At 72.4% G+C, this 16,893-nt stretch carries 9 protein-coding genes; all 9 read left to right on the forward strand.

All coding sequences use genetic code 11. The features are described from left to right. Positions 1-259 precede the first annotated feature (259 nt). The 9 genes from eccCa (at position 260) to OG407_RS47410 (ending at position 16,852) form a co-directional block, all read left to right on the forward strand. A complete protein-coding gene (gene eccCa, locus OG407_RS47370; protein WP_405867379.1) occupies positions 260-4,288 on the forward strand; it encodes a type VII secretion protein EccCa in 4,029 nt (1,342 codons plus the stop codon). Beyond that, complete coding sequence (gene eccD, locus OG407_RS47375) at positions 4,285-5,667, forward strand: type VII secretion integral membrane protein EccD (RefSeq protein WP_405867381.1); 1,383 nt, start codon at positions 4,285-4,287, stop codon at positions 5,665-5,667. Before eccCa ends, eccD begins: the two co-directional genes overlap by 4 nt. Before the next feature lie 10 nt (positions 5,668-5,677). Next, entirely contained in the window at positions 5,678-6,970 is a 1,293-nt protein-coding gene (gene eccB, locus OG407_RS47380; protein WP_405867383.1) for a type VII secretion protein EccB, read from the forward strand. A gap of 5 nt (positions 6,971-6,975) precedes the next feature. After that, positions 6,976-9,840: a hypothetical protein gene (locus OG407_RS47385; RefSeq protein WP_405867385.1), complete on the forward strand. Its 2,865-nt coding sequence runs from the start codon at positions 6,976-6,978 to the stop codon at positions 9,838-9,840. Further along, positions 9,837-13,004: a right-handed parallel beta-helix repeat-containing protein gene (locus OG407_RS47390; RefSeq protein ID WP_405867387.1), complete on the forward strand. Its 3,168-nt coding sequence runs from the start codon at positions 9,837-9,839 to the stop codon at positions 13,002-13,004. The genes OG407_RS47385 and OG407_RS47390 overlap by 4 nt, the downstream gene beginning before the upstream one ends. A gap of 127 nt (positions 13,005-13,131) precedes the next feature. After that, positions 13,132-13,467, forward strand: a complete 336-nt coding sequence (locus OG407_RS47395; RefSeq protein ID WP_405867389.1) for a WXG100 family type VII secretion target — start codon at positions 13,132-13,134, stop codon at positions 13,465-13,467. A gap of 35 nt (positions 13,468-13,502) precedes the next feature. Continuing rightward, positions 13,503-13,793: a WXG100 family type VII secretion target gene (locus OG407_RS47400; protein ID WP_384295319.1), complete on the forward strand. Its 291-nt coding sequence runs from the start codon at positions 13,503-13,505 to the stop codon at positions 13,791-13,793. A gap of 1 nt (position 13,794) precedes the next feature. Continuing rightward, positions 13,795-14,424, forward strand: coding sequence for a hypothetical protein (locus tag OG407_RS47405; protein ID WP_405867391.1), 630 nt, complete (start codon positions 13,795-13,797; stop codon positions 14,422-14,424). A 28-nt stretch (positions 14,425-14,452) separates the two neighbouring features. Then, entirely contained in the window at positions 14,453-16,852 is a 2,400-nt protein-coding gene (locus OG407_RS47410) for a WXG100 family type VII secretion target (protein ID WP_405867393.1), read from the forward strand. Positions 16,853-16,893: the final 41 nt, after the last annotated feature.

A 16,893-nucleotide genomic window follows, 5' to 3' on the forward strand; every position in this document is an offset into this window, starting at 1 on the left:
GCGTTCCAGTTAGGGACCGCGGCCCCGATGAGCCGGGCGGTCGGTACGGCGGTGGCAGCGGCGGGAGGATCATCGGCGCACCGTCTTGGAATCGACTTGGCGTGCACTTGGCAAGTTGTCCGGCGGGGCAGTTTTCGTTGTCCGTCAGGACAGATGCCGGGCGGCGCGGCGCGCGCAGGAGGCGGCCCCTGCCTACGCTCGGCGCGCAGATTGACCGGACAGCTTGACCGGACAGCGGAAAAGCAGGAGAGAGAGCACGTTGAGCACCGTCGTCGCCAAGCGCTCGCCGCGTGCCGAGGGTCCCCCGATGCCCGAGGGCCAGGTCGAGTTGGCCGAGCCCCCGGTTCTCGGAGAACCGGCCACCGCGGACTTCAGCTCCGTGATGATGTACCTGCCGATGGGCCTGGGCGCCGGGGCCATGGTGCTGATGTACTCCGTCGGCAGCGGCGGCATGTCCATGTACATGATGACCGGGATGATGGGCATCGCCATGATCAGCATGACGCTGACCCAGGTGGGCCGTCCCGGAGCGGAACGGCGCCGCCGGATGCGTGCCGAACGCCGCGACTACCTGCGCTACTTGGGCCAGAAGCGCAGCCAGGCCCGGCAGGCCGCCGACGCCCAGCGGGCCGCGCTGCTGTGGGACAACCCGGACGCCGCCGACCTGTGGGCGCTGGTGCCGGGCTCCCGGCTGTGGGAACGCAGGCCCGGACACGACGACTTCGCCCGGGTCCGCATCGGTCTGGCCACCCGCCGCGCCGCGCTGGAGTTCCTGCCGCCGCAGACCAAGCCGGTGGAGGACCTGGAGCCACTGTGCGCGATCTCGCTGCGCCGCTTCACCAAAGCCCACCAGACCGTGCCCCTGCTGCCCGTGCCCGTGGCTCTCCAGCGCTTCACCAGCGTCGAGTTCACCGGTGAGACCGAGGACGCGCTGGCGCTGGCCCGGGCGATGCTCGGTCAGTTGGCCGTCTTCCACTCGCCGGACGAACTGCGCGTCGCCGTGCTCGGCGACGAGGCCGCGCGCCACGAGTGGGACTGGCTCAAGTGGCTGCCGCACAACGCCCACCCGTCGGAGGAGGACGCGGCAGGTCCGGTCCGGCTCGCCGCCGGCGACCACGAAGAACTCCTCGACCTGCTCGGCTCGGACCTGCGCGACCGCCCCGACCACGACGACTCCTCCTCACCCAGTCAGGTCGAGCCGTTCACGGTGATCGTCGCCCAGGGCGCACGACTGCCGGAGACCTCAAGGCTGCTGGGGGCCGGGATACGCGGCGTGCTGCTGCTCGACCTCACCGGCGCGGTGCCCGGCGGCCCCAAGGTGCTGAGGCTTACCGTCCGCGCCGGCCGGGTCGACTTCCCCAACGGCGCCGAGAGCGTCAGCGGTCGTGCCGACCGGCTCGGTCCCACCGAGGCCGAGACCCTGGCCCGGGCTCTCGCCCCGATGCGTACGGGTGGCGTCGACCTGCTGGACCGCCCCCTGGAGTCCGACTTCGACCTGGCCACCATGCTCGGCATCCGGGACGCGCGCGCCTTCGACGTCGCCGCCAAGTGGCGTCCCCGCCTGGCCCAGGAGGCCCGTCTCAAGGTCCCCGTCGGGGTCACCGAGGACGGCGAGATCGTCGAACTCGACCTCAAGGAGTCCGCGCAGGGCGGCATGGGCCCGCACGGCCTGCTGATCGGCGCCACCGGCTCCGGCAAAAGTGAACTGCTGCGCACCCTGGTGACCGGCCTCGCCGCCACCCACTCCTCCGAGATCCTGAACCTCGTTCTGGTCGACTTCAAGGGTGGCGCCACCTTCCTCAACATGGACCGGCTGCCGCACACCTCCGCCGTCATCACCAACCTCGCCGACGAACTGCACCTCGTCGACCGTATGCGGGACTCCATCAACGGCGAGATGATCCGCCGTCAGGAACTCCTGAGGGAGGCCGGACACGCCTCGCTGTACGAGTATGAGAAGGCGCGCGCGGCCGGGACGAGCACCCTGGCCCCGTTGCCCTCGCTGCTGATCATCGTCGACGAGTTCTCCGAACTCCTCGCCAGCAAACCGGAGTTCGTGGAGCTCTTCGTCTCCATCGGCCGCCTCGGACGCAGCCTCGGCGTGCACCTGCTGCTGGCCTCGCAGCGCCTGGACGAGTCCCGCATCCACCGGGTCGAGGGCCACCTGTCGTACCGGCTCGCCCTGCGCACTTTCTCCTCGATGGAGTCGCGCAGCGTGATCGGCACCTCCAGTGCCTACGAACTGCCCTCCGCACCCGGCAACGGCTACCTCAAGGTCGACACCACCAACCTCGTCCGGTTCAAGGCCGCGTACGTCTCCGGCCCGGCACCCGCACCGCCGGACCAGGACGAGACCGCGCACCGGGAGGGCGCCGTCCGCGAGGTGACCGCCTTCGGCCTGGACCGGCACGGTCCCTCGGCCTCGGTCCGCGCGGCGGAGGAGGCAGCCCGGCTGGTCTCGCTCGCCGAGGAGACCCTGCGTGCGCAGAGCACCGGGACAGGGCAGGCCGAGGGCGACGGCGAGAGCGGCGAGGACAGTCTGCTGGAGGTCTTCGTCGGACGGCTGGAGGACAGCGGTCCGCCCGCCCGCCAGGTCTGGCTCTCCCCGCTGTCCGAGTCGCCCGGCCTGGACCAGTTGCTGCCCGGCATCGTGCCCGACATGGACCGGGGGATGACCGCCGCCGACCCCCGCGCCCAGGGCGCGCTGCGCGTCCCACTGGGCATGGTGGACCGCCCGTTCGAGCAGCTGCGTGAACTGCTGGTCGCCGATCTGTCCGGCGCCGACGGCCATATCGGTCTGGTGGGCGCGCCGCAGACGGGCAAGTCGACCCTGCTGCGCACCCTGATGATGTCCCTCGCCCTGACCCACACACCCCGTGAAGTCCAGTTCTACTGCCTGGACTTCGGCGGCGGCGGGCTGGTCTCCACCGCAGGGCTGCCGCACGTCGGCTCGGTGGCCACCCGGCTGGAGCGGGACCGGGTGCTGCGCACGGTCGAGGAGCTGTCCCAACTCCTTGAACAGCGTGAGCAGTTGTTCACGTCCAAGGGACTCGAATCGATGGCCGCCTACCGGGCGCTGCGCGCGGACGGCACCATCGACGACCCGTTCGGCGACGTCTTCCTGGTGGTCGACGGCTGGGCCACGCTCCGTCAGGACTACGAGACCCTGGAACAGCGGATCATGGAACTCGCCGCCCGCGGCCTGTCGTTCGGCCTGCATGTGGTCGCCTCCGCGGTCCGCTGGTCCGAAGTGCGCCCCAAACTGCGGGACATGCTCGGCACCAAACTCGAACTCCGGCTCGGCGACTCGATGGAGTCGGAGGTCGGCTCCCGTGCGGCGGCCGGTGTCCCGCACCAGCCCGGACGCGGCCTGACCGCCTCCGGCCACCACTTCCTGTCCGCGCTGCCCCGGCTCGACAGCTCCTCGCGCAGCGACGACCTCACGGCCGCCACCAAGGCCGCCGTCGCCGAGATCGACACCTTCTGGACCGGCGCCAGAGCACCCGGCGTACGCCTGCTGCCGACCCGCCTCGACGCCCGCCGGCTGCCGTCCCCCGAACCCACCCGCGACCTCAAACTCTGCCTCGGCTGGGACGAGCAGCGCCTCGCCCCCGTCTGGCACGACTTCGGAGCCACCCCGCACCTGCTCGTCTTCGGCGACGGTGAGACGGGCAAGACCAACGCCCTGCGCCTCGCCATCCGCGCCATCACCGCCCGCTACCGCCCCGAGGAGGCCAGGATCCTGCTGGCCGACCCCGGGCGCGGACTCCTCAAGGACGTGCCGGAGGAGTACCGCGTCGGCTACGTCGTCGACAACGACGCGCTCGGCAAGCTCGCCGACAGCGCCGCCGTGTCCGTGGCCAAGCGGCTGCCCGGCGCCGATGTCACCCCCGAGCAGCTGGAGCAGCGGAACTGGTGGACAGGCCCCCTGCTGTTCGTCCTCATCGACGACTACGACCTCTTCGCCGGCGCGCCCGGCACAGCCACCCCGATGGCACCGCTGGTGCCGCTGCTCGCCCAGGGCGCCCACATCGGGCTGCACCTGGTCGTCGCCCGCTCCACCTCCGGCGCCATGCGGTCCGTCATGGACCCGGTGATCCGCCGCATGTGGGAGCTGGGCAACCCCGCGCTGCTGTTCTCCTACCCCAAGGAGGAGGGCAAGTTCATCGGTGAGGCCAAGCCCCGCACCCTGCCCGCGGGCCGCGCCCAGCTTGTCACCCGGCGCACCGTCAAGCTCGTCCAGACCGGCCTGGTGTCGGCGGCCCCCGTCCGTGAAGGAACCCGATGACCACCGCAGCGCACCTGCCCGGCAGGGCCACCGAGATCTGCCGCGTCACCGTCGAGGCACCGGACGGGCGGGCCGACCTGGCCGTCCCGGTCACCACCCCTGTCTCCGCCCTCCTGCCGGTGCTGCTGAGCCATGTCGCCGCCGGCTCGCAAGGCACCCCCTGGGTACTGCAGCGGCTCGGCGAGGAACCCCTCGCCCCGGAGGCCACCCCCGAGAGCGCCGGACTGCGCGAAGGCGACGTACTGCACCTGCGCCCGGCCGACGCGCCGCTGCCCGCCCTGCACTTCGACGACGTGTCGGACGGCGTCGCCCACACCGTCGACGCGGGACCCGGCCGCTGGCGCTCCGAACTCACCCGGAACCTCGCCCTCGCGCTGTCCTGCCTGGCCCTGGCCGCCCTGGCCGCCGCACTGCTCGGCGCGGGCCCCGGACCGCTCACCGCGGCCGCCGCCGGCACCATCGCCCTGGTCCTGGCCGTCGGCTGCGTGTCGGCCGCCCGTATGCGCGCCGAACAGGGTGGCGTGCTGATCGCCGGCTTCGGCGCGTTCGGCTTCGCGGCACTCGCCGGGACGACCCTGCGCGAAGGCCCCTCGGGCGGGTTCGCCCCCGGCCTCGGCGGCGTGCTCACGGGCGCCGTGTGCGTGGTCGCACTGGCCGGCGTCCTGCTGGCGCTGGGGGCACTGCCCCTGGTCGTCCCCGGCACCGTCCTGCTCACGGCGGCCTCCGCCGCGGTCGGCGCGGGACTCGCCGAGGGTGCCGGACTGCACGGCGTCCAGGCCGCCGCGGTGGTCGCGGTGGCCCTGTTCGTGCTCGGCCACCTCGCCCCGCGCCTCGCCCTGCGCACGGCACGGCTGCGGGTGCCCCGGCTGCCGCACAACGCCGAGGAACTCCAGCAGGACATCGAGCCCGAGCCCGGCGACGGCGTCGGGCGTCGGGTCGCCGTGGCCACCGCCTGCCTGGACATGATCAGCGTCTCCTCCGCCCTGGTGTGGGCGGTCGCCCTCTGGTTGCTCGTCGACCGCGAACACGGGTGGGCCGGCTGGCTGCTCCCGCTCGCGCTCGGTCTTGCCGTCCTGCTCCGTGCACGGGGCACCAACGGCACCCTCCAGCGGATCCCCGCCGTGCTGGTCGGTGCCTACGGAGTCGGGCTCGTGCTCATCGTCCGCGCCGCGCCCGCCGGCCGCGCCGCCGTGCTCGCGCTGCTGCTGGCCGCCGTACTGCTGCTGCTCGTCGGTGCTTCGCAGCTGCCGCGCGCCCGGCTGCTGCCGGTGTGGGGACACCTGGGCGACCTGCTGGAGATCATCACCGCGATCGCCCTACTGCCGCTGCTGCTCCAGGTCCTGCACGCGTACGCGTACTTCCGCGGCCTCGCGGGCTAGGGCGGACACGATGCAGACACGACGCGATCACGTACAGGCCTACCAGTTCGCCATGGGCCGCCTCGCCTCCGCCCTGGTCAGCGGAGACCCCGGCCGCGGCGACAGCCCGACCCGGCGCTCCGCGCTCGGCACGGTCTTCGGAGTCGGCCTGGTGGTACTGCTGTGCGCCGGCTACGGGGTGTACGGGCTGATCTCGCCCGTGGCCAAGGACGACTGGCGCAAGGACGGGGCCATCATCCTGGAGGAGGACACCGGCAACCGCTACGTCTACGCGAACGGCCAACTCCGCCCGACCCGCAACTACGCCTCCGCGCTGCTCATCGCGGGCGGCCGGACCACGCCCGAGTCGGTGTCCGCCAAGACCCTGGCCGGCGTCCCGCACGGCACTCCCGTCGGCATCCAGGGCGCCCCGGACACCGTGCCCGAGGAGTCGCAGCTGTTCACCGGGGCCTGGGCGCGCTGTCTGCCGGAGAAGGGACCGGCGGACAAGGGGCAGAGCCTGGTCTTCGGCGGCTCGGCCACCGCGCTGAGCGCCGTGCCCGACGACCGGCAGGTACTGCTCGGCGGACCCAAGGGCACCCGCTATGTGCTCCTGCGCGGAGTCAAGTACCCGGTGCCCGCCGAATCGACGCTGATCGCCCTCGGACTCGACGACCAGACCATCCTGTCCGCCACCGCCGACTGGCTGGCCGGCGTCCCCACCGGCGCCGCACTCGCCGCACCCGTGCCCTCCGGTGCCGGGAAGGCGGCCGGCCAGGTCGCCGGACAGCCCGCCGAGGTCGGCCAGGTCTTCCGCACCAGCACGGGCGGCACCGGGCACTACTACCTGATGCGCTCCGACGGACTCGCCCGCGTCAACGCCACCGAGTACGCCCTGTTCGCCGCCCGCCCCGGAGCGCCCGCGGCACGGCAGGTCGGGCAGGCGGACATCGCGGTCGCCCCCGTCTCCGCCGACGCCGGCACGACCGGACGCCTGCCCGACGTGCTGGGCGCCCACGCCCTGGACAGCGGCACGGTCTGCCTCACGCAACTCGCGAACGGCCGCTCCATGATCACCGTGGGTACGCCCGGCGACGGCCGGATCGTCCTGCCCGCCGGGGGCGGTGTCCTGGCCGTCCCGGACGGCGGGACCGCCCAGTACCTGGTCACCGAACAGGGCGTGAAATACCGGATCGCGGACTCCGACGCCGCCCGTGCCCTCGGGCTCGGCGACAGCAAGCGCAGCCTCACGCTGCCCGCGGACGTGCTGGCCCTCATCCCCGACGGCCCTGTGCTCAGCCGCGCCGCCGCGGCGAAGGGATGAGCCCGGTGGGCCGACTCCGGCTGCGGGCCATACCCGTGGGCGACGCCCTGCTGATCCACCCCAAGGGCCGGTTCGACGACCGCGCCGCCGCCTTCGCCGGCGGGATCGCCGAGGACCCGCACCACACCGTCGTAGTGGTGGACCTGCCGGGCGACGCCCTCACCGAGGAATGGATGTCGGTGGCCCGGCTGCTGTCGCCCTCCCGGTACGGCAGCCCCCGGCTGGTCTTCGGCCGGGGCACGGGCGACGAGATCCGTACGGCGGGCGGCCTCATCGCCGACCGGCTCGGACGTGAGGTGCTCGCGCCCGACGGCGGCCTCGTCCCGACCGCCACCGGCGGCCTGTTCCTGCCGGGCGAGGACGGTTCCGCGTGGCTGCGGTTCCGGCCGGGGCGCGACCCCGAGCCCGAGGCGCAGCGCTTCCCCAAGCCGCACTGGGAGTTCTCCGCGCCGATCCGCACCACCCCGGTCGGCGTGCGCGCCGTCGCCCAGCCCGTGCCCGCCGGCGTGTGGTTGCGCCACGCCGACCGGGACCCCTTGACCGGCCACCACCGGCGCACGGTCGAGGCTCTCCCCACCGACCTCCACCTCTTCCTGATCGTCCTCGGCAGTCCCGGCACACCGCCGCTGTCCCTCGACGACGTGGCCCGCTTCTGGGACACCGTGCTCCCCGGGGTCCGCTCCGCGGTACGTTTCCTGCTCTACGGCGCCCTGGACGTCCCCGACCCCCGCGAGCCCGGCCAGGCGCTCGCCGACGCGCTGGGCCACCAGGTCGTCGTGTACGTCGGACCCGGCTCCGACGGGGCCGAACGGCCGGGCGGGAACACCGAGTTGGTGTATTTCCCCGCCGGGGGTCCGACGACGGACCCGATGCGGTCGCCGACGATCGCGCCTCATGCGGTGCCGGTGCCGGCCGGAGCGGCGCTCGGCGCGTCCACGCTCGGACGTTCCCTGCCGCGCGTCCCGACGGAGTCCGCAGGCACATCCCGCGCGCTTCCGGCCGGTGCCGGCACCGCTGCCACGATCGCGCCCGACAGCGCGACTCTCACCCTGGCACCCGCCCCCGTCACGCCCGTCGCCCCGGAGTCGGTGCCGCCCCCGGTTCACGATTTCTCTCCGCATCAAGGGGAGTCGGGCGCGCTGGACGACCTCTCCGAAGCGCCGACCGTGCGCAACGACAACGGTGCGACGGATCTGTCCGAGGCGCCGACGGTCCGCAACGACGGCGGTACGGCGGATCCGGATGCCGAGTCCGCCCCCGGGTACGGGAGCGGCGCGGTGGACCTGGGCGACGCACCCACCGTCCTGAGCCGGCCCCGAGCCGGCCGGAAGCGGAGTGTTGTCACCGATCCGGAACCCGAGTCCGCCCCCGGGCAGGACGCGCCGGTGCCGGAACCGTCTGCCGCGGTTGCACGGACACCGGTTCCGGCGTCGGCGGCGACGCCGGTCACGGAGCGGACCCCAGTGCGGCCACGCTTTCCGGAAGCACCAACTGGCCCTGTTCCTTCACCCATAGCGGCGCTGTCGTCCGGTCCTGAAGCGTCGTCCGGCCCGTTTCTGTGGCCTGCCCCGGAGCCGTCGCCCGAGCAGGAGCGGTCGCCCTCTCCGGTGCCATCGCCAGAACCGGGTCCTTCGTCTGCCGAGGGAACATCGCCGGAGCCGATTCGGTCGCCCGTTCCCGTGCCTTTGCCCGACCCGGCTCCGTCGTCCGGACTCGTGTCTCCGCCCGCAGCCCTTTCGTCATCCGCTCCGACGTCGGCATCCGTGCCCGTTCCAGAACCCGATCCCGTTCCGGCGTCCGCCCCCACTCCGACCGCCGTCCCCACCCCAGCGGTGCGCCTCGTGCCGCCCGCCACGCCCCGGTTCCGGCTGGAGTCCGCCGCGCCTGTGTCGGAGATCGACGAGATCCACCTGCCCGAGCCGGCGGCCGACCCGGTGCGGGCCACTCGTCCGTCGCCGTCCGTCGCCAGTGTCTCCGCGCCGGACGGCACGGGCGACGGCCTCGCTCTGTCCACTCCTACGGGCGACGCGACCGCGCCGTCCTCGCGTACGGGCGGTGGGCCGCTCGACGTACGTGTGCAGCCCGTCCCTCGCACCACGGCCTGTGCGTTGCCGCCCGAGCGGGGTATCGCGCAGGAGCGGGACTGGGTGCGCCGGACCTTCAGCGAGCAGTACAACGCCGTGGCCGGGTCGGTCTCTCGGGTGATGTCGGAGTCACCGGGACTGCGCGGCCGGTCCAGGACCGAGGCCGCGGACGCGTTGACCGAACTGGTCGCCGTACGCCTGTACTTGTCCGGTGACAGCCGTCGGGCCGACGCGGTCGTGCGGGAGGCCGCCGCCGGACCGCATGTGCCGTTGGCGCGGTGTGTGACCGCCGGGCTGCGGCGGTTGCCGTCCTACCGGGGCCCGGCTCTGCTCCGGACGCTGCTCGGTGAGGCCGAACGTGCCTGGTACCGGGAGGGGCGGGTGGCCACCGAATGGGCCTTCTGCCATGCCCGGACGTCCCTGCACCCGGGCCCGCGCGGCAGTGGTGCCACCGACGTGCTGATCTGGTCGATGACCGCCCGCCGGACCAGTTCGCTGGACCCGGGCGTCCCCGACCGGGTGCTGTTCCTGCCCGGAACCGCCTTCAAGGTGCTGTGCACGGAGGGCTCCGTCGTGCTGATGCGGGAGCTGTCGCCGTCGGAGATCGCCGAGGACGGCCGGGTCGACGTGCAGCGGGTGAAGCTCGACGAGATCGCCCTCAAGGGTCTGGAGAAGATCCTGGACGCGCTGGAGAAGACCGGCACCGATGCCGGAGCCGACAGCGCCGACCCGCCCGGACTGATCGTGCGCCCCCGTGCGGTCCGCACAGAAGGAGCCAACTCGTGAGCAGGCAGGTCCTGTTGGTCTCCCCGGACCGCTCGGGCGCCCACCGTACGATCGCCCACGCGCTGGCCGAGGCGGCGGAGGGAGCGCTGATCACCATCGCCCCCGGCCGGTACGAGGAGTCGCTCGGCATCGTCCGGACCGTGACCCTGGCCGCCGAGGGCGGCGCCGGGTCCGTGCGGGTGCACGCGTCCTCCGGGAGCACGGTGGTGGTGGACGCCGAGGCGGTGCAGCTGTCCGGGCTCGTCCTGTCGGGCGACGACCGGGACGCGCCCGTGCTCGACCTCCGGCGCGGGCAGTCGGCGCTGGACGGCTGCCGGATCGAGGGAGCGGCCTGGACGGCCGTACTGGCCTGGAACGAGGGCACCCTGGCCGCCCGCGGCTGTGTGGTGACCAACCCGCACGGCGCGGGCGTGGTCGTCACCTCGGGCGGCGGCAACGTCCTGACGGACACGGAGGTCGTCGAGGCCGGGTCCTCGGCGGTCGTGGTCGCCGAGCACGGCCGCCTCGACATACGGGACTGTCATCTGGACCGCCCGCGGGGCAACGGCATCTGCGTCAACGGCCATGCCACGGCGACCGTACAGGGCACCCGGATCACCGGCAGCGGCAAACCCGCCGTCGCCGTGGAGCAAGAGGCACGCGCCGCTCTGCTCCGGGTCACCGTGACCGGCAGCGCCACTCTGGACGCCTACCTCACCAGCCGGGGTGAGACCACGCTCACCGACTGCGCCTTCTCCGGTTCGACCGGCCAGTCCGTACACATCGCCGACGGCGCGGCACCACACCTGCGCGGCTGCACGATCACTGGCGCGGCCCGCAGCGGCGTCCAGGTCACCGGGGGCGCACGGCCGCGCCTGGAGAACTGCGAGATCACCGGTACGCCGGTCGGTGTCCACGTTACCGGCGCCTCAACCACCGTGACGGCGAAGGGACTTGCCGTCCGGGACGCCGCGACCGTCGGCGTACAGGCCGGCGACTCCGGCACGGCGGAACTGGAGCGGCTCACCGTCACCGGCACCGCGGGCGCCGGGGTCAGAGCACAGGGCGGTGCCCGACTGGCCCTCCGGGACGCCGAGATCGCCGTGAGAGGCGGCGGCCAGGGGCTGGCGCTGGCCGGGTCGGCGAGCGCGTTCGTGGCCGGCTCCGTGCTGCGCGAGTGCGGGGCGGTCGTCGGCGAGGACGCGGAACTGACCGCGCACGACACCGAGTTCACCGGTTCGGCGACCGATGCGGTGCGGGTTCTGGCCGGGGGTTCCTTCACCGCCGTCGGCTGCCGGATGACCGGTGCGCGCGGCCACGGCGTCAACGCCCACGCCGACGCCCGTACCGACCTCGGCAACTGCGTCGTCCAGGACAACGCCCGCGACACTCCGGCCGCCGAGGCCGGAGGAGTCGACAGGGTCGGTAGCGGTGGTAGAACCGACGACGGCTTCGGTCGCCTTGCCGATCACCACGGCGACACCGGTGGAGACCTGGACACAGCCGACCCGGCCGGCCCGGTGACGGAGCCGGATTTCGCGCGTTCCGTGACCGGACCGCTCGCCGAACTGGACGCGCTGGTCGGTCTGGAGAGCGTCAAGCTGGAGGTCACCGGGCTGATCAACCTCAACAAGATGACCAAGCGGCGCACCGAGATGGGCCTGCCCATGCCGCCGATGAGCCGCCACCTCGTCTTCGCCGGACCTCCCGGCACCGGCAAGACGACCGTGGCCCGGCTCTACGGCGCGGTCCTCGCCGAACTCGGCATCCTCGGCCAGGGCCACATCGTCGAGGTGGCCCGCGCGGACCTGGTCGCGCAGATCATCGGCGGGACCGCCATCAAGACCACGGAGGTCTTCAACCGGGCGCTGGGCGGTGTGCTCTTCATCGACGAGGCGTACACCCTGACCAACCAATCCCGGGGCACGGGGCCGGACTTCGGCCAGGAGGCCGTCGAGACACTGATGAAGCTGATGGAGGACCACCGCGACGAGATCGTCGTCATCGCGGCGGGCTACTCCGAGCACATGGACCGGTTCCTGGCCTCCAACCCGGGTATGGCCTCCCGCTTCGCCCGCACCGTCGAGTTCCCCAACTACGCGCCCCAGGAACTGGTCACCATCGTGCGGGGCCTGTGCGGCAAGCACTACTACGAACTCGCCGACGACGCCCTCCAGGCGTTGTCCCGCTATTTCGAGGACGTTCCCAAGGGCCCGACCTTCGGCAACGGCCGGGTCGCCCGCCAGGTCTTCGAGTCGATGATCAGCACCCAGGCGTCCCGGCTGGCCACGCAATCGCCGGGCCATGACAGCGAGTTGAGCCTGCTGACCGCCGCCGACGTCATGCCCGCGCCCGCCCCGGCGTCGGCGCCGACGCCCGCACCGGCTCCAACTCCGGTTTCTGACAGCCCTCCTGCGCCTTCCCCGGCTCAGGCGCCGCCGGCTCCCGCCTCCCGTCACCTCGCCGCCCTCAGCGGTCTCGACCCGGTGACCGACGCGCTCGCGGCCCGCCTGGACACCCTCGCCCGCCTCGGTGAAGGCACCGCGGGTCTCGCGGACGTGGTCCTGGAAGGCGCCCCGGGCAGCGGACGCCGTGCCGTGGCCGCCGCCTACGGCAGGGAACTGGCGGAACTCGGCATTCTCCCGACCGGTGTCCTCACCCACGTGCCGCTCTCCGCGGTCCCCGCCCGTTGGGAGGCGCAGCCGCGGACGTATCTGGCCGACGCGTTCCGGCGGGCGGCCGGCGGACTTCTGCTGGCGGAGGCCGACCCCGCCTTCGAGACCCGTCCGGAGACCGAACGGCACTCCGTGCTCGACGCGTTGGCCGCGCAGGCGGCGGCACGCGATCCGTATGGTGCCGTGCTCGTGCTGTCCGGCGCCGGCCCGCGCCTGATGGAACTCCTGCGCACCCGCGCCGACTTGGCCGGGACCTTCGCCGAGTTCCTGCGGCTGCCCGCCTGGACCGGAGCCGGGCTCGCCGAGCTGACCCGGCGGCGGCTCACGGCGCTGGGCTTCGACGTGCCCGACGACGTCGTCACGGCGCTCGCCGCACAGGACCCGGCCCACGGCGCCCACGGCGCGCACCGGCTGGCCGACCGTGTCGCCGGCCGCGCGGGGTCGCCCGCCCTGGTGCTCGACGACGTCGTCGGCGAACTCCCGCTGAGGGACGAGCTGGTGACCTCATGACGGGTCGTTGGGGCAGGAATCAGAGGTCGGTGGTGCAGTGCGCCCGGGATCCGGTGCACGCCGGCTCCGCCTTGGACGAGCATCACGAACGACGACGTGAGACACCCCCACCACGAGAGGAACGGTCATGGCCGACAACATGAACACATCGGTGGACACCTCGGGCATGAGAGCCGCCCAGGGCAGCTTCCAGACCGCCCTGGACGAGGTGAACAGGACGTACACCCAGATGCAGGGCCAGATCGACGCCCTGCGCGCGAGCTGGACCGGTGACGCCTCCAGCACCTTCCAGGGCGCCATGGACACCTGGCTCTCCGACTTCGGCACCGTCAAGCAGCAGTTGGACCTGATGCTGCAGAAGCTCCAGGCCAACACCGGGAGTTACGACACCACGCACCAGTCCACCATGGACACGGCGAGCCAGCTCGGCAAGACCATGTCGTCGCCGCTGCCCGGCTTCTAGTCCCCCCACCATCCCCACACACGAGGAGTGACCGCATGTCCACCTACACCGTCAACATGAACCAGATCGAGTACGTGGTCGGTGAGATGAGCGCGATCAGCCAGAAGATCCAGGCGGCGCTGGGCGAGCTGGACGACAGCGCGAAGATCCACCTGAGCGAGTGGACCAGCGACGCCCGCAGCACCTACGACGTCGCCAAGGCCAAGTGGGACACGGCGGCGGCCGACATGGTCACCCAGGCCCAGAACGCCACGCTCTCCCTCGGCCACATCAACGAGTCCTACCACGCGGGTGAGCGGCAGGGCGTCAGCCTCTGGGATCAGTGAGATGGCCAACGAGAACGCCGACGGCGACCACGGCAGCAGTGATCCGAACGTCAACAACCACGACTACAACGGTGGCGAGACCAGCACCGGCACCACCACCGGCTCCGGCGACGACCACGAGTACCACGGCGGCACCGACGTCCTGCACAGCCCGGGGATCCTCTCCGACCTGCACCCCTTCGTGCCCCCGCCGGTGCCGGGCGGCGACGGGTCCAGCGGGACCTCGATCAGCACCCCGTCGATGGACCTCTTCGCGAGCAACATCGACCTGCTGATCCAGCCGGTACGGGACGTCGCCACGAGTTTGGACGACGTCTCCGTGGCACCCGGCGCCTTCTACCACGCCAACACGATGCGGACGACGGTCAACGGCGCGAACGCCGACGCGGGGCTCAAGAAGAGTTACGGCGACGCTCTGTCTGCCCTGGTCCGGGGCCTCACGGATCTGCGGGACGGCGTACGGCAGTTGAGCACGAACTACACGACGACCGAGGACGCCAACCGTATGACGGCCGACGACCTTGCGGACGCCTTCACGACCACCGGCGCCGACTTCAACACGATGATGACGGCCAACGGCGGCAGCGGGAACACGACGACGACCACCACCACGGGCAGCACCACCGCCTAGACGTGGACCTGTTGCGGGGAGAACGAGAGTGGCGGACTACAACAGCGGCGGATTCCACCAGGGCGACGACGGGACGATCTTCGGCAACCCCGACGGCTCGGCCCAGGGCAGCATCACGGACTACGACAACTGGGACTGGAAGCAGATCAAGGCGGCCGTCTACGGCATGTCCTCAGGGGTCGCCAACGCCGCCAACGAGGCCCACGCCCGGTCCGTGGCCGATCCCCAGTCGCTCCTGGACGCGGCCAACGCGTTCTACCACGTGCAGCGGACCCTGGAGGGCGTCACGAAGAGCCTGGTCGACCAGGCCAAGGCGCTGGCGGGCGACAACGGACCGTGGAACGGCACCGCGGCGGACGCCTTCATCGACATGATGACCACGTTCTCCCGCCAGGTGAAGGCCAACGCCGATGTCCTGTCCGGGGGTTCGACCGGCGATCACTCCGTTCCCCACCAGCTCGCCAACAACGCGATCGCCTTCCAGAGCGCGCAGAACAAACTCGCCGAGATCGACTCCTGGTACGCCGACCAGGCCGTCAAGATGGGCGTCACCCCGATGGACAACGGGCTGATCCCCATCAGTCAGAAGCCCGAACTCGTCGCGATGATGAACGAGGACATGCGCGCCGTCCTCAAGAACCTGGCGCACTCCTACCAGGTCACGACCGACACGATCGTCACCCCGACACCCGTCAATTCGCCGACGGACAACCCGAACGGCTCGGGCAACGACGGCTCACCCGACCCGGATCTTGGCCTCGACGGGACCGACGACCCCAGCGCCGACCTCGGGGGCACCGGAGACCTCTCGGACCTCTCCGGCTTCCCGGACACCGGCCTCGACAGCGGGGCCGGCACGGGCGACGGCATCGGCGACTTCGGGGACGTCGCCGGCCTGGACTCCTCGGGCGACGCGACGGCCTATCCCGGTGACCTGTCCGGCCTGGACGGCACCGGTCTCGACCCAACAGGCCTCGACGGTACGGGACTTGACGGTACGGGCCTCGGTGACCTCGGGCTCGACAGCCTCGACCCGTCGGCCCTCGACACCGCGCTCAACCCCACCGCCTTCCCCGGCCTCACTGGGCTCGGCGGTCTGAGCAGCGGTGGCCTGGGCTCCGCCGACGAAGGCTCTCTCGGCGGCCTGTCCACGGCCGACCCCACCGCCTTCGGCGACACCGGGCTCGACGACGGCCTCGGCGCTCTCACCGGCAGCGGACTGGACAGCGGACTCACCGACGGCCTCTCCGCCGACTCGCTCGCGCCCTCTCAGCTGGCGACGTCCTCCGGGATGCCGTACATGCCCGGGATGGGCGGCGGCATGGGAGCCGGCGGCGCGAGCCTGTCATCGGAGCCCACCGACGCCTCGGGACTGCTCGACGCGAGCGCCGACCCCTGGGAGGGCGAGGCGCTGACCGGTGGCGACGAGGTCGGCTCGGACCTGGGCGCGGCGGCGGGCGGCGAGGGCCTGTCCACGGCCGGGATGCCCTACATGCCGGGCATGGGTGGCGGTATGGGTGCGGGGGGCGGCAGCCAGGACGGCGTGAACGAACGTACCGATGCCTCCGGATTGCTGGACCCGAGCACCCAGCCCTGGAACGCGGACGAGGAGTCCGGCGACGACGAGGTCGGCTCGCTCACGGGTGCCGCGCCCGGAGTTCCGTATCTCCCCGGCATGGGCGGTATGGGTGCGGCGGGTGGGAGTCGGGACGGTGTGAGCGAACGTACGGACGCCTCGGGGCTGTTGGACCCGAGCGCCCAGCCCTGGAACGTGGACGAGGAGTCCGGCGAAGGCGAGGTCGGTTCGCTCACGGGTGCCGCGCCCGGAATTCCATACCTGCCCGGATTCGGTGTGCCCGGGACGGCGGTCCGTGGCGCGGGCAACTGCGCGGCGGACACGAGCGGCGAAGACGCGGGGGAGTCGGCCCAGGCCGAAGGAGTCAGCGTTCCGGACACCGCTACGGACGCCCGTACCGCGGTCACCGCGGTCGCGGTCGGGTCCGACGGACTGCCGCTGCCTACCGGCGACGACGCGGTGGTGGGACGGCCGGTGGCCGACGACGGGGAGGAGGACCTCTCCGTGTGGGACACCGGCGCGGGCACGTTCGTCCCGCTGCTGTGGTCGGTACCTCGCGGACGCGACGAGGAGGAGACGGACCCCGCAGCGGACGAACAGTCCGAGACGGGCGAGGCGCGCACCACCTGGCAGCCCGACCGCACCGCCCCGGAGGCGACACCCGGCGCGACCGCCGGTGTCCTGCGGATCGCGGCCTGCGGCGACGGCGGGCCCGAACCCGAGGAGCCCGAGGAGGAACCGGAAGAAGAGGAACCGGAGGAGGAACCGGCCGCCCGCAACTTCACGGACCTGCTGGTCCAGGACGAAAGCACCTGGGGCACCGTCCCCGGCGACTCCGCCGGAGCTTTCTGACCCCCGCCCACGCCAACCACCACCGCCCCCTGAAGGGAGAC

The sequence above is a fragment of the Streptomyces sp. NBC_01515 genome (assembly GCF_045040345.1).
In the GTDB taxonomy this organism is placed as follows: Bacteria; Actinomycetota; Actinomycetes; order Streptomycetales; family Streptomycetaceae; genus Streptomyces.

What these genes read in the sequence shown, in the direction of transcription:
- OG407_RS47400 (WP_384295319.1), top strand. Translation starts at nt 13,503, where the DNA reads ATGTCCACCTACACCGTCAACATGAACCAGATCGAGTACGTGGTCGGT.
- OG407_RS47405 (WP_405867391.1), top strand. Translation starts at nt 13,795, where the DNA reads ATGGCCAACGAGAACGCCGACGGCGACCACGGCAGCAGTGATCCGAAC.
- eccD (WP_405867381.1), top strand. Translation starts at nt 4,285, where the DNA reads ATGACCACCGCAGCGCACCTGCCCGGCAGGGCCACCGAGATCTGCCGC.
- OG407_RS47395 (WP_405867389.1), top strand. Translation starts at nt 13,132, where the DNA reads ATGGCCGACAACATGAACACATCGGTGGACACCTCGGGCATGAGAGCC.
- eccB (WP_405867383.1), top strand. Translation starts at nt 5,678, where the DNA reads ATGCAGACACGACGCGATCACGTACAGGCCTACCAGTTCGCCATGGGC.